We start from the raw sequence: 12,517 nt of genomic DNA on the forward strand, positions 1-12,517 counted from the left end.
CCCCCGCTAGGTGCGCTGCAGCTGGAACCGCTGGTTGGCGGCACCGCTGACCGTCCACTGGGAGATGCGGGCACCGTCGACGGTGGAGGCCTGCCAGACGTCCATCGCCAGCCCGCTCTGCCGGTTGACCAGACTCACCACGCCACCGCCCTGGTCGACCACCTGCCACTGCTGGCTGGTGGCATTGGAATCCGGCTGCTGACTGATGTCGGCGCCGCTGCTGCCACTGGCCACTTGCAGGACCAGGCCGCTGTGCCGGGCCCGGATCCGGTAGTAACCACCACCCGAGTCGAGGAAATCGAACTGCTGGTTCGTCGCACCGGTCGACGACCACTGCCGCAACAACGCACCAGCGGCTGTCGACGAGCCTGTGATCTCCGCTGCCTTGTTGCTGTGCTGAGCCACCAGGCGGTAGTTCACACCAACCTGCACCGGTCCCCCGCCGACCGTGCCGTTAAGCGCCGTGAGTGTCGCGTTGTAGGCCGGTTTCTTGTTGCCGCTACGGTCGAACAGCAGCGGGTTCTCACCCGAGCGCCAGGAGTCGCTGTCCCGGACGCCCCAAGTGGTGATGCCAGTGCAGCGCGCCACGTTCATGCACGCCCGGACAGTGTTGGTGTACGCGTTCGACGACGCCTGTGCGATGTCCAGCTCCGTCAGCTGTACGTCCACACCGAGCGCGGCGAAGCTCGACAGCGTCGTCTGGAACGTGCTCGGCGGGCCGCCGGAGCCGAAGTGCGCCTGCAGCCCGACGCAGTCGATCGGCACGCCACGGGTCTTGAAGTCCTGGACCAGGCGGTACACACTCTGGGTCTTGGCCGCGTTCCAGTCCTCGATGTTGTAGTCGTTGTAACAGAGTTTGGCGGCCGGATCGGCAGCACGCGCGGTGCGGAACGCCTCCTCGATGAACCCGGTTCCGAGTCTGTCGCGGAACACCGAGCTGCGCAGCTGGCCGCTCCCGCCGTCGGCGAACGCCTCGTTGACCACGTCCCAGGCGTAGATCTGGCCCTTCCAGTGGCCCATCAGCTGGTTGATGTGGTTGTTCATCACGCTGCGCAGGGTGTTCGCGTCGCCGATCGAACTGACCCAGCCGGGCAGCTGGGAATGCCAGACGAGCGTGTGCCCGCGCAGCCGCTGGTTGTGGCTCCGCGCGTGGTTGACGATCTGGTCGGCCGAGCCGAAGCTGAAGCTGTTGCGGGACCTCTCGGTCGAGTCCCACTTCATCTCGTTCTCGGGAGTCACCATGTTGAACTCCCGGTCGAGGATGGTCGTGTACTGCGAGTCGCCCAGCCGGCCCGCGGCCACCGCGGCGCCGAAGTAACGGCCCGACTCGGCCGCCGCCGCGCCCAAAGTGGACGCCGCTGCCGTCGCCGTGCTGGGCACGGTGATCACAGCACTCGCGACCGCGAGCGAGACAACCGCTCCGCGGACGAGTCTGCGGGGCCATTGTCCGGGGAGAAGGGTATGCAGGGTCATGTTCATCCTTTCTCTTCACGCACGGGAGTCCGCTGGTTCACCTCCCCCGCACCGGCAGCCGCCGTGCGTCGAGTGGCCCACGCCGGTGACCGGCTCACCCACGGGCCCACTTCTGGTTTGACTGGTTGTTGCAGCTCCACAGGATCAGCCGCGAGCCGTTCGCGGTGGCGGCCTGGTTGACGTCCAGGCAGAGTCCGGAGTGGACGTTGGTGACCGATCCGTCCGCGCCGAGGGTCCATTTCTGACCGGCTTGGCCGTTGCAGGACCCGATGAGCACGCGCGTCCCGTTGGCGGTGCCCTGGTTCTCCGTGTCGAGGCACTTGTCGCCGTAAACCCGGATCTCGCCGCCCGGCCACGTCGTCCACAGCTGGCTCGCGGGGGTGTGACAGTCCCAGATCACCACGGCCGAGCCCGCGGCGGTCGAGGCGTTGGTGACATCGAGGCAACGTCCTGAACCGCTGCCACGAAGCCGCGAAGTCGTGCTGGACAAGGGCTACCGCCTGCCACCCGGTAGACCGCCACGCCATGTGCCGGGACGCTGGCGGTGATCTGGCCGCCGCTGCTGGACGTGGACCCGGTCCACAGATCGGTCAGCGTGAAGGAGTCGCCGGACAGTCCGATCTGCGCGGCCGTCGCGCTGATTGTCGCAGTGCCACCACCACGGTTGAACAGTCCAACCGCGACCGATCCGTCGGACAGCGGCTTGGCGAACACCTCTGTGGCGCCATCGTCACGCACCCGGCGTCCGCCGGCACCGAGCCGGTCCTGGTTCACCGCCAGCAACCGCGGGTTGCGCAAGATCGCGCTGACGTCAGCGGACATGGTGCGGATGTCGTTGCCCGCCATCAGCGACCACAGCGCGAAATGCGACCGCGACTCGGTCAACGACAGTCCCGGCCGGCCGACCACCAGCATGTCCGGGTCGTTCCAGTGCCCGGGCCCGGCCTGTGCGGCCAGCGGGGCGTTGACGTCGACGACGTTGCCGACCCCCATCGGATAGCTGTTGGTGTTGCCGTTCTGCCAGATGTCGAGCAGGTCCTCGGTGGTGCGCCACAGATCGGCGACCTCACCCCAGTTGTACTTGTCACCTGTGATCGCGTGGAAGCTGTTGGGGTTGATACTGAACACAATCGGCCGCCCAGTGGCCCGCAGCGCGTCGCTGTTCCACCCCAGAGGTGGTGTGACCGCTGGGCTGCCGGGCGCGGCGAACCCCGCCGGCTGGTACGGGACCGGCGCCAAGGCCAGCCCGGCCGTCGGCAACGCGACGATCAGCAACGCCCGATGGCAGCGGAATCGATTGACCAAGCGACGTACCACGGCCATGCCGCGGGCAAGTGCTTCATCGCACATGAGAACCCCATCATCGTTGACGGCGAGCACCTGCGCACGACAACGGTGCCCGATCAGGTTCGTACACATCGTTACACGACGATTATGTGAACGCTAACACGACTACATCCTGTCGAACAAGCAATCACATCGACCGGGAAAACGACGACAACGTCGTCATGAGCCCGAATAAATGTTAACGCAAACATGCACCTTTTTCCGGGCGCGCGGAATCGACCAGGAACGTGACCACCCCCGGCCGCGAAAACTGTCTTATTCGGAGAATTCCCTCCTGCTCACAACTCCTTCCGGCTACCACCCGGCCGCATCGCCACAATGATGGGCAATGTGTTGACGGCCGTCACGAAGCTGTCTAACGTCACAAGGGTATTTCGCTGTCAAGATCGAAAGTTTCGATAGGAGGTGACAGATGCTTCGCACGAAGGCCGCCATCGTTGGGACGGCGACCCTGCTCGCGGCGATGGGCATCGCGTTCGCGCCGCCCGCCGCCGCTGCCTCGCTGACGGAAGTGCCGAACTTCGGCAGCAACCCCGGCAACCTGCGCATGCATGTCTACGTGCCGAACGCCGTCAGACCCACACCCGCGATCGTGGTCGCCATGCACCCGTGCGGCGGCAACGGACCGCAGTTCTACCAGTCGAGTGAGTTCGGGCGCCTCGCCGACCAGCACGGTTTCGTGGTGATCTACCCGTCTGCGTCCAACAAGAAGTTCAACTGCTTCGACAACTGGTCGGACGCGTCGAAGATCCGCGGTGCCGGCACCGACGTGGAGTCGATCATCTCGATGATCATGTACGCGAAACGTCAGTACCAGGGCGACCCCAACCGGGTGTACGCCACCGGCTCGTCGTCCGGCGCGATGATGACCAACGCCATCGCCGCGCTGTACCCCGACGTGATCAAGGCCGGTGCGGCATTCATGGGCGTGCCGTTCGCGTGCTTCCCCAACGAGGCCGCGTACCAGCCTGGCGGCAACCCTGCGCCGTGCGCCGGCAACCTCGGCAAGACGCCCCAGCAGTGGGGCGACATCGTGCGCCGGGCCAATCCCAGCTACACCGGGCCGTGGCCGCGAATGCAACTGTGGCACGGCACGGCCGACAACGTGGTCGCGTACTCCGAGCTGCAGGAGGAGATCGACCAGTGGACGAACGTGCACGGCCTCGGCACGACGCCGACGTCCACCGACAAACCGCAGGCCAGCTGGACCCGGCAGCGCTGGAACGATTCGTCCAGTACCACCCGGGTGGAAGCGATCACCGTGGCCGGCGCGGGGCACAACCTGCCCATGAGCGGGATGGCCCAGTACGCCATCCAGTTCTTCGGCCTGACCGGCACCACTCCCCCGCCACCGCCACCGCCCGACCCTGCCACCGGCTGCCGCGTGACCTACCAGCCGGAGTCCTGGAGCACCGGCTTCACCGCCGATGTCCGGATCACCAACACCGGCACGTCGAGCGTCAACGGCTGGACTCTGCAGTGGACATGGCCGGGCAACCAGCAGGTGACCAGCGCCTGGAACGCCACTGTCACCCAGTCCGGCACCCAGGCGAACGCCCGTAACGTGACCTGGAACGGGACGATCGCCCCGAACGCCACCGTGAGCTTCGGTTTCCAGGCGAGCCACTCCGGGACCAACACAGCGCCATCGGCGTTCACGCTCAACGGATCCGCCTGCGCGGCGGGCTGACCCCCGTCCACAGTGGTCCGGCGCCCGGCGTGCGGTGTTCGCACGCCGGGCAGCCGCGCCATGCCATGCCCGAAACTTTCGACGCCAAGAACCTCGAAACTCACCGCAAAGCCCATTGCTGGTTGGTCTGACTGTTGCAGGACCACAGGACGATCTTCGTGCCGTTGGCGGTACCGCGGCCGGTAGCGTCCAGGCACAGACCGGACTGCGCACCGGTGATCGTGCCGTCGGCGTTGACATTCCATTGCTGGTTCGCCTGGCCATTGCAATCCCAGAGCACGACCTGAGTACCGTTGTTCGTACCCTGGGCGTACGCGTCGAGACACTTGCCATTCGCGGTCAATTGCCGATTCGCGGTATAGGTCCAAGCCTGGCCATTGCAGTCCCACAGTTGCGCCTGCGCACCATTGGTATTCGGCGCGTCCACACAACGACCGGACTGGCCGCCGACAATCAGCTTGCCTCCCTCGACAGGGCTGCCGATACTCCCCGGCACCGATTGCAGGGCAGTGAACCAGGCCGCGGCCATCTTGTCGTAGCCGGTGGCGGTGGGGTGAACGCCGTCGATCAGATCGGCCGTGGTCAGCGCGGCGTGCATGTCGACCAGGTGCACATGCTTGCCAGCGTTGACTTTGCTCTGCACCATACCGGGGATCGTGGCGTTGAAGGCGCGGGCGTTCGCCTCCTGGCCGGAGTTGGCCAGTGGGATGATCGTGGCGACGAACACCTCGGCGGACGACGCGGCAGCGGTGATCCGGTCGACCAATGTGGACAGCCGCGCGGGGGCGCCGGAGACGTTGAAGTTCTGCAGGATGTCGTTGGTGCCGATGTGCAGCAACACGGTACGCGGATTGGTGGTGCGCAACCAGCCGGCGATGTTCGCGTCGATCTGGTCGATGCGCCAGCCGGGATGTCCTTCGTGGTCATGGTCGCCGAGCCCGGCGGGACCGTTGAACTGCGAGCCGACGAGGTCGACCTGATACCTGTTGGCCACGATCCGCTGCCAGAGCCCGATCCGGTATCCGCCGGGAACCTGTGTCCCCTCGGTGATCGAGTCGCCCAACGGCATCACGCGGACTCCGCCGTTCGATTCCGCGACGGCGGTCGCGCTGGGAATCGTCATGCCTACGACCAAAGCCAGCGCGCTCACGAGCCATGGAAGACGCGTGCGCATAGTTGTTCTCCTTACGTGGGTCAGCGCAGTGTCGACTGCTGCTGTGCAGGGGTACCCACAGCACTGGCAGAGCCCCGGAACGGTTCCCTGCCAGTGCCTACGATCCAGCGTGGGTCAGCCGAGTGACCATTGCTGGTTGCTGCCACCGTGGCACGTCCACAGGATGGTCTTGGCGCCGTTGGCGGTCGATCCGCCGTTGACGTCCAGGCAGATCCCGGACTGCACACCCGTGACGGTGCCGTTGGCGTTGAACTGCCACTGCTGACCCGCACCGCCGTTGCACGACGAGATCACAACCTGGGTTCCAGGACTGGTCTGATTGTTCAGAGCAGTCATGCACCTCGTGTTGCTGTCACTGTAGACGGTCAGCTGACCCGTCGCGGTGCGTGTCCAGGTCTGGTTGGTACCGGCGTGGCAGTCCCAGATCTGCAACTGCGTGCCCGGAGTCGTACTGCTTCCGTTGACATCAAGGCACTTGCCCGCGCCCACCGCGCGAACCGCTCCACTCGAACCGGAGCCGCCACCCGTGGCATACCCGGCCGCGACGATGTTGGCCTGCACCGCGGCGTCGGTCGCGTCGGACGGGTAACCGGAGACCATGGCCCCTTCGTAGAAGGTCCCCGCGCTCAGGTTGGCACCGCCGCCGGGTTTACAGCAGTCGCCGCCACTGCCCAGGATGATCGCCCCTTGCTTCTTCATCGGGCTGTATCCGGATGGAAGGGCGCCGTCCCACAGCGTCGTCATGGTGCCGGCCTGTGCGTTGCTGCCCTTGATGGCGAATCGTGACGTCCCGTTGTTCTTCAGCATCGCGGTGACGAACTTGTTGGGGAAGGCCCGCTGGTTGGGGTTCCAGGACTGGCTGCCGCCGGGATACAGCCCCCATTCCAGGTCCGCCTGGACCCAGGGACCTGTTCCGGAGCACCCGCCGAACCAGCACTGTGTGCTGAAGTTGATCGCGTCCATCGCTCCGGCGGCGTCCGCGCTTCTGGTCGTCTCGCTGTTGCCGTAGTCGAAGCAGCAGCCGCCGTTGACGTGCGTGCCACTGGTCACCATGTACATGCCTTCGGGCGCGCTTCCGGTCGGAACGCCCGTCAGGTGGCCATCACGCCAGTAGCTGTTGCCGGGGTTGATGTAGAGCGAGTATGCCTTGCTGCCGCCGACTGTCAGCGACTCGGAGGTGGCGTTCGCCGGCCTGCTTTGACTCGAGCCGGGAACCACACTCGATCCCTGGTACCACAGGTCGTTCCCCTTGCCGGACTGGTCGTAGACCACCGTGATGACACAGGAAGTGCCGGCACAGAAGGAATCCTGAGTGGCCGCGTTGGCCGCGCCACCCGCGGTCAGGACAGCGACATCCCTGGTCGTGTTGTCCGACGAACGCCTGACTTGATAGAGGTTGCCGTTGTACGAGCCGTAGAGCGCCCGCACAGTGCTGTGCGCGGCCACGCATGGCGTGCCGCCCGAAGCGTAGATGTCACATGGTCCTGTGCCGGCCGCCGAGGCGGGTGCCGTCCAGGTCAACGTGGCCGCCGGCACCGCGATCAGCGCCACGGCCATACGCACACCAACCGCCGCCGACCAGCGACGCCCACGCGTCGCACGGCCTTGCAGGGAAACGGATGAAGGGTGCATTGTTCTACTCCTTCCTGATCAGCTCAAAGTCCATTGGTGCTCGGATCGTCGAAGGGGGTGCGATAGGACGGCTGCCGGTCTCGCAGGCCGAGGCACAACGTCAGGCGGATGCGGGTGGAGGGCGGCAGTTCCACTCCGAGCCATGGGCCGCCCACATCGATGGACGCTGTTGTCACTGCCGGCTGGCTGTGTCCGTAGTCGTAGAGGTCGCCGAGCCAGGACGAGTCCGCGCAGACGGTGTAGCGCGCGGAGCGGATGGTGTGTTCGGCGAACGGCCCGGCCTGCACGATGACGCAACGGCCGTGTTCGGGATCGAGGTTGATCAGGTCGACTGTGGTCGCCTCCGGTTCGATGCTGGACACGAGCGCTGCCACCGAAGGCGGAAGGCCAGGCCGCCGGTCCCGGGCGTCGTAGTAGCGCACCCGCGCCTGTTGCAGGCCTCCGTTGTAGATGACCTGCGGGCCACCCCAGGTCAGCTGTACGAGGGCTTCGGTGACCACCGGGTTGGACTGTTGCCACAGGTGAATGTCCGGCTCGGACACATCCGTGCCGCCGTAGCGCTCCATCCGGGCCAGCCGGTGGCGCACCTGGGCCTGCGCCGCGGCCAGGATCCGCTCGGGGTATCCGGGATTGTCCCCGGCCAGAAAGGCGAGCCACGGCTCCTCGTGACCCGCCTCCTCCTTGCTGCGAAACGATCGCACGGTGCGCCAGTCGTGACCGCTGGCCGCACACAGCCGCTCGATGCGCTCTTGATCGGCGGGCGCGGCGGAGTGATGCCACAACGCCGTGGGAATCGCCATCAGCATCGGGTTGTAGTCGAACCAGCCGTGGTCGGCGTACCGGAGCGGAACATGCAGGGTGGACGTACGAATGTCATCGCCCAGCTGCACGATCCACCGGGACTGGAGGCTGGAGTCCGCCTCGGTGAAGGCCATGGTCTTGCCCTGCGCGACGATTTCGTCCAATGTGGATCGAACGAGGTCGAGAAAGGACTCGTCGCCGGTGGCCGCGACCACGGCCAGCGCCGCGATCGTCGCGGCCTGCCCGACGCTGTACCAGCCGTGCGGCCAGGACCAGCCATAGTGCCCGCCGTACCAGCGTCCGTCCATCAGGCCGCCGACCGTGCCATCGGGCGCGACGTTGTCGGGGATGATGCCGCCGTTGGCGTCGGCCCGTTTGCGCCATGCGCCCACATAGTCGGCGATCCAGTCCCGGTACCGGGGCAGGCCTGACAGTATCCAGGCGTTGAGCACAAGGCCGGCAGCCGCCAGATTGATCGCGGTGTCCCCGACGGCCATCCGCCGGCGCATCTCCTCGCCCAGCCTGGGGTCACGGTCGCGTTCCGGTTGGCCGGTGCCCGGTGCCAGCACCCAGTCCAGTGGGAAGCCGTACATCCGGGCTTCCTGGGGCAACCAGGGATAGGCCTCGCCGTCGAAGAGTCCTTCCCGCAGGGGATCGCTGCCGTTGTGCGGCCGGCGGATGATGCGCTGTTGCGGGTCGTAGTTGCCGTGCGCCGGGTCGACGTAGAGCTCCGCGAAGCGCAACGCCCGCCCGACCCAGCGGCCAGGCGCCGCCATGCACAGGAAGTACAGCATCAGCAGGCTTTCGCCTTGGTGAAACCAGTCGTACCCACGTTCGTACTCGTCCTGAAGCATGCCCAGGCCGGCCAGTTGCCGGGTGACCCCTTCCCAGTGCCATTCGGACGCGGCCAGCAGGTCGTCGGCCCCGCCGAGCAGGTAGAGCTGAGGCCAGTTGAAGAACGTCTCGTAGAAATCGTCCACGCCGTCGCGCGAGGTGAGCCAGGCCTGGTAGTTCAGTTGCCCGTCCGGACCGGTGAAGTCGTGCTCGAACTGGCGCCAGGCGTGGTCGAGCAGGTCGAACAGGGCACGCTGGGAGATCGCCCAGTCCGGCGGCTCCAGCAGGGGCACCGAGGCGGTGATGACGGGATGCATCCGGAGTTCTCCGTTCCAGGGCGGGGGCGTTCACTCCTTGGTCGCGCCGGCGAGCATCCCGGCTACGAGGAATCGTTGGGAGAAAAGAAAGACCACGAGTACCGGGACGATCGCCAGCAGGGTCGCCAGCGCCAGTTGCGGGCGCTGGACCGCGAGCTCGCCGACGGTCGGATTGAACTGGGGGACGTTGTTGAGCAGCTCGCCGAGCCCGACCTGGACCGGAAACTGGTCGCTGGCGGGCAACAGGACGTAGGGCAGGAAGTAGTTGGTCCAGTTGGACACGAAGCTGAGGAACCCGACCAGCGCGACCACCGGAGCGGCCAGCGGCAGGGCGACGCGGCGGAACACACCGAACTCCGAGCAGCCGTCGAGTCTGGCGGCGTCCAGCAGTTCCCTGGGCAGCGCGGTGCTGAAGAAGATGTACGCCAGATACACCCCGAACGGGTAGAACGAGTACGGCAGGATGATCGACCACATCGAGCCGATCAAGCCGACCGCGTTGAGCTCGAGGAAGAGCGACACCACCAGCGTCGCGTTGGGCATGAGCATCACGACGAGGGTGGCCACCAGCAGGGTGTGTCTGCCACGGAACTCGGTCAGTGCGAGCGCGTATCCCGCGGGGATCACCACGCACAAGGTGATCGCGAGGGCCAGGAACGAGTACAGCGCGGAGTTTCCCAGCCACTGCAGGATCACGCGATCCTGGAACGCGGTCAGCGCCTCCCAGTTGGCCAGCAGTGCCTGCCACGATCCGAAGGACAGCGGATGGTCACGCACGAGCTGGTCGTCGGTCTTGGTGGCGGCCAGCACCAGCCAAAGCACCGGAAGTGTGAACAACAGCAGGAACAACGCGAGGACCGCCGCGGACAACGGGTTCGGCACTCCGCGGCGTGGGCGCGTGGACCGGGCGCCCACGGGACGCTGCGCGGTGGCAGGGTCGCGGGCCTGGACGGGCTGCCGCACGTCAGTCGGCATCGAAGAACCTCGATCTCGTGACGAACAGGCCCGCGGCGACGAGCGCGATCAGCAACAGCTCGACCGAGATGGCTGCGGCGGTGTTGACATTGTTGTTCTGGAAGGCGAAGTCGTACGAGAGCTGGTTGAGCGAGTAGTCCCGGCCGGCGACCCCGACACTCGCCTGCGACAGCAGTTGCGGCTCGACGAACAGCTGCGTCCCGCCGGCGAACGCGAGGATCACCATGTAGACGATCCATTTGCGCAGCAACGGGAGCTGGATGCGCCGCGCGGTCTGCCAGGCGCCCGCGCCGTCGATCCGGGCCGCCTCGATGATGTCCGGCGAGATGTTGTTCAACGCCCCGTACATCACCACGATCCACCCGCCCGCGCCGGTCCAGAACGCGATGAGCGTGAACAGGACCGGCAGGTGCTCCGGCGCGACCACCTGGCCGAAGGTGTCGAATCCGAACGCACGCAACAGGAAGGCGATCGGGCTGACGGCCGGGTCGAGCAGGAACAGCCAGACCAGCACGCTCGCCGCGCCGGCCAGGGCGCCGGGGATGTAGTACAGGAAACGCAAGGACCTGCTGATGACGCGGGAGCGCACGCGGTGCAGCAACAGTGCGAGCCCGACCACGAACATCACCAGCGTGACCAGCCAGAAGAGCAGGTAGAGCGCGACGTGCCCGACGGCCGCGGCGAACCGGAAATCGCTCGCGGCCGTGACGAAGTTCTCCCACCCGGCGAAGGTGTCGCCGGAATCGGTGAAGGCGAAGTAGAACGCGTAACCAGTCGGTACGACACCGAAGGCGACGAGTAGTACGACATAGGGGGCGACGAAAGCGTGGCCGGCGCGGACGCGCCAGCGCACCCTGCCGGCCGGCGGCGAGCTCATTGCTGATTGACTTGATAGCCGTCGGACCGCGCATGGTTGACGATCGCGGTCTTCCAGTCCGGAAGCATCGACACGATGGACTTGCCGGCGTTGAGACCGGGGGTGACTGTCGCCGCCCAGATCGCTTCCTGGCTGAACTGCCCGTAACCCCACCCTGGCCACACCTGGCCCGCGGCGGCCTGCAGGGGCGCGGCGATGTCGTTGGCGTAGTACTTGGAGGTGGCCTGGTTCGCCAGCCACGTCTTGGCCGCCGGGGCGTGTGCCGGGTAGCCCGGTGCGAGCTTGCCCTGATAGTCGTCCGAGGTGGTCACCCAGGTCAGGAAGTCGGTGGCGGCCTTCAGGTTGGCACTGTGCGCGGACAACAGCCAGGTACCGCCGCCGACGTTGCCGACCGACGGCTTGTCGTCGCCGGACCACTGCGGCATCGGGGCGACCGCGATCTGGCCCGCGGGAACCTTGAACGCCTCCTGGAAGAGCGCACCGCCGTACCACGCCGGGCCGGGCATCATGAGGATCTTGTCGGCGTAGTTCTTGCCGAAGTCCGAACTGAACACGCTGCTTGTGGACAGCGTTTTGTTCGTGATCAGCGTGTCGAGCAGCGACGCCATCCGGGTGCAGGTCGCACTGGTGGTGTCCACGGTGACCGCTTTGGGCCCGGTGATCTGGTTGGCGCCGCACTTGCCGGCCCACAGGTAGATCTCCGGGGTGAACGTGTCGCCCGCGGAACCCACCAGGTAGCCAGGGTGTTCGGCGGCGAGTTTCTTACCGATGTCCTCGTACTGGTCCCAGGTGGTGGGAACCTGGTAACCCCACTGCTGCATCAGGGACGCGTTGTACCAGAGCACGGTCTGGGACAGATCGTTGCGCAGGCAGTAAAGCGTGCCGTCGACCATGCATGGGTCGTTGGCACCGTGCGCCCAGCCGTCGAGAACCTGCTGCGGGAGGAGCCCTTTGTTCAGCGGTGCGGTGAACTTCGCCTGCACGGCCCAGGTGGCCTCGTTGTTCTGCGAGCTGAAGACCACATCAGGCCAGCCACTGCCGGTCCGGTTGAACAGACTCACCTTGGTCTGCAGGTAGTTCGAACCGTTGGCGTCACCGTCGTACGTGACGATGTCCATCGGCACCGAAGGGTTCTGCTTCTGGTACAGCTGTGCGGCGGCCAGGCGTGTGGAATCCACCCATACCGTCAGCTTGCCGCCGGTCTGCTCCACCGGCTTGAACTCGTTCTGGGGACTGGCAGTCCCGCCGCTGTTACCACACCCGGCCAAGACGAGTGCGGCGATGCTCGCCGGCAACGCGACCCGCCACCGGCCACTGCCCCGACTTCGTGTGCCGCCAGCATCGGCCTTCGTCATGAGCTACTCCACTACGTTGTGGCGCCCGGCCAGCCGAAGCGT

General features: G+C 66.3%; 10 protein-coding genes. 1 reads left to right on the plus strand and 9 read right to left on the minus strand.

Annotated elements, in window-relative coordinates; all coding sequences use genetic code 11:
- Positions 1 to 6: 6 nt before the first annotated feature.
- The 3 genes from JOF56_RS42625 to JOF56_RS42630 all read right to left on the minus strand — a co-directional run bounded on the left by JOF56_RS42625 (position 7) and on the right by JOF56_RS42630 (position 2,823).
- Positions 7 to 1,473, minus strand: coding sequence for a glycoside hydrolase family 10 protein (locus JOF56_RS42625; RefSeq protein WP_245378613.1), 1,467 nt, complete (start codon positions 1,471 to 1,473; stop codon positions 7 to 9).
- Between the two features lie 94 nt (positions 1,474 to 1,567).
- Positions 1,568 to 1,963: an RICIN domain-containing protein gene (locus JOF56_RS58660; protein WP_245378614.1), complete on the minus strand. Its 396-nt coding sequence runs from the start codon at positions 1,961 to 1,963 to the stop codon at positions 1,568 to 1,570.
- Entirely contained in the window at positions 1,870 to 2,823 is a 954-nt protein-coding gene (locus JOF56_RS42630; protein ID WP_245378615.1) for an alpha-amylase family protein, read from the minus strand. Before JOF56_RS42630 ends, JOF56_RS58660 begins: the two co-directional genes overlap by 94 nt.
- A gap of 409 nt (positions 2,824 to 3,232) precedes the next feature.
- Here JOF56_RS42630 and JOF56_RS59740 point away from each other — a divergent pair, with 409 nt between their 5' ends.
- Positions 3,233 to 4,510, plus strand: coding sequence for an extracellular catalytic domain type 1 short-chain-length polyhydroxyalkanoate depolymerase (locus JOF56_RS59740; RefSeq protein WP_209645260.1), 1,278 nt, complete (start codon positions 3,233 to 3,235; stop codon positions 4,508 to 4,510).
- 100 nt (positions 4,511 to 4,610) lie between these two features.
- Here JOF56_RS59740 and JOF56_RS42640 read toward each other — a convergent pair whose 3' ends face one another.
- The 6 genes from JOF56_RS42640 to JOF56_RS42665 form a co-directional block, all read right to left on the minus strand.
- Positions 4,611 to 5,684, minus strand: a complete 1,074-nt coding sequence (locus tag JOF56_RS42640) for an RICIN domain-containing protein (protein WP_209645261.1) — start codon at positions 5,682 to 5,684, stop codon at positions 4,611 to 4,613.
- A 114-nt stretch (positions 5,685 to 5,798) separates the two neighbouring features.
- Positions 5,799 to 7,316, minus strand: coding sequence for an arabinofuranosidase catalytic domain-containing protein (locus JOF56_RS42645; protein ID WP_245378616.1), 1,518 nt, complete (start codon positions 7,314 to 7,316; stop codon positions 5,799 to 5,801).
- Between the two features lie 23 nt (positions 7,317 to 7,339).
- Positions 7,340 to 9,268 carry a DUF8034 domain-containing protein gene (locus tag JOF56_RS42650; protein ID WP_209645262.1) on the minus strand — a complete coding sequence of 643 codons (1,929 nt, stop codon included), beginning with the start codon at positions 9,266 to 9,268 and terminating at the stop codon, positions 7,340 to 7,342.
- A gap of 30 nt (positions 9,269 to 9,298) precedes the next feature.
- The gene (locus JOF56_RS42655) at positions 9,299 to 10,243 is read right to left on the minus strand and encodes a carbohydrate ABC transporter permease (RefSeq protein ID WP_209645263.1); all 945 of its coding nucleotides are present in this window, start codon (positions 10,241 to 10,243) and stop codon (positions 9,299 to 9,301) included.
- Complete coding sequence (locus JOF56_RS42660; protein ID WP_209645264.1) at positions 10,233 to 11,120, minus strand: carbohydrate ABC transporter permease; 888 nt, start codon at positions 11,118 to 11,120, stop codon at positions 10,233 to 10,235. Before JOF56_RS42660 ends, JOF56_RS42655 begins: the two co-directional genes overlap by 11 nt.
- Positions 11,117 to 12,475, minus strand: a complete 1,359-nt coding sequence (locus tag JOF56_RS42665) for an ABC transporter substrate-binding protein (RefSeq protein WP_209645265.1) — start codon at positions 12,473 to 12,475, stop codon at positions 11,117 to 11,119. Before JOF56_RS42665 ends, JOF56_RS42660 begins: the two co-directional genes overlap by 4 nt.
- Positions 12,476 to 12,517: the final 42 nt, after the last annotated feature.

The sequence above is a fragment of the Kibdelosporangium banguiense genome, assembly GCF_017876405.1.
Lineage (GTDB): Bacteria > Actinomycetota > Actinomycetes > Mycobacteriales > Pseudonocardiaceae > Kibdelosporangium > Kibdelosporangium banguiense.

Bases quoted from the DNA above. Each gene is read 5' to 3' on its own strand.
- JOF56_RS42625 (WP_245378613.1), bottom strand. From the start codon at position 1,473: ATGACCCTGCATACCCTTCTCCCCGGACAATGGCCCCGCAGACTCGTC.
- JOF56_RS42630 (WP_245378615.1), bottom strand. From the start codon at position 2,823: ATGTGCGATGAAGCACTTGCCCGCGGCATGGCCGTGGTACGTCGCTTG.
- JOF56_RS59740 (WP_209645260.1), top strand. From the start codon at position 3,233: ATGCTTCGCACGAAGGCCGCCATCGTTGGGACGGCGACCCTGCTCGCG.
- JOF56_RS42640 (WP_209645261.1), bottom strand. From the start codon at position 5,684: ATGCGCACGCGTCTTCCATGGCTCGTGAGCGCGCTGGCTTTGGTCGTA.
- JOF56_RS42645 (WP_245378616.1), bottom strand. From the start codon at position 7,316: ATGCACCCTTCATCCGTTTCCCTGCAAGGCCGTGCGACGCGTGGGCGT.
- JOF56_RS42650 (WP_209645262.1), bottom strand. From the start codon at position 9,268: ATGCATCCCGTCATCACCGCCTCGGTGCCCCTGCTGGAGCCGCCGGAC.
- JOF56_RS42655 (WP_209645263.1), bottom strand. From the start codon at position 10,243: ATGCCGACTGACGTGCGGCAGCCCGTCCAGGCCCGCGACCCTGCCACC.
- JOF56_RS42660 (WP_209645264.1), bottom strand. From the start codon at position 11,120: ATGAGCTCGCCGCCGGCCGGCAGGGTGCGCTGGCGCGTCCGCGCCGGC.
- JOF56_RS42665 (WP_209645265.1), bottom strand. From the start codon at position 12,475: ATGACGAAGGCCGATGCTGGCGGCACACGAAGTCGGGGCAGTGGCCGG.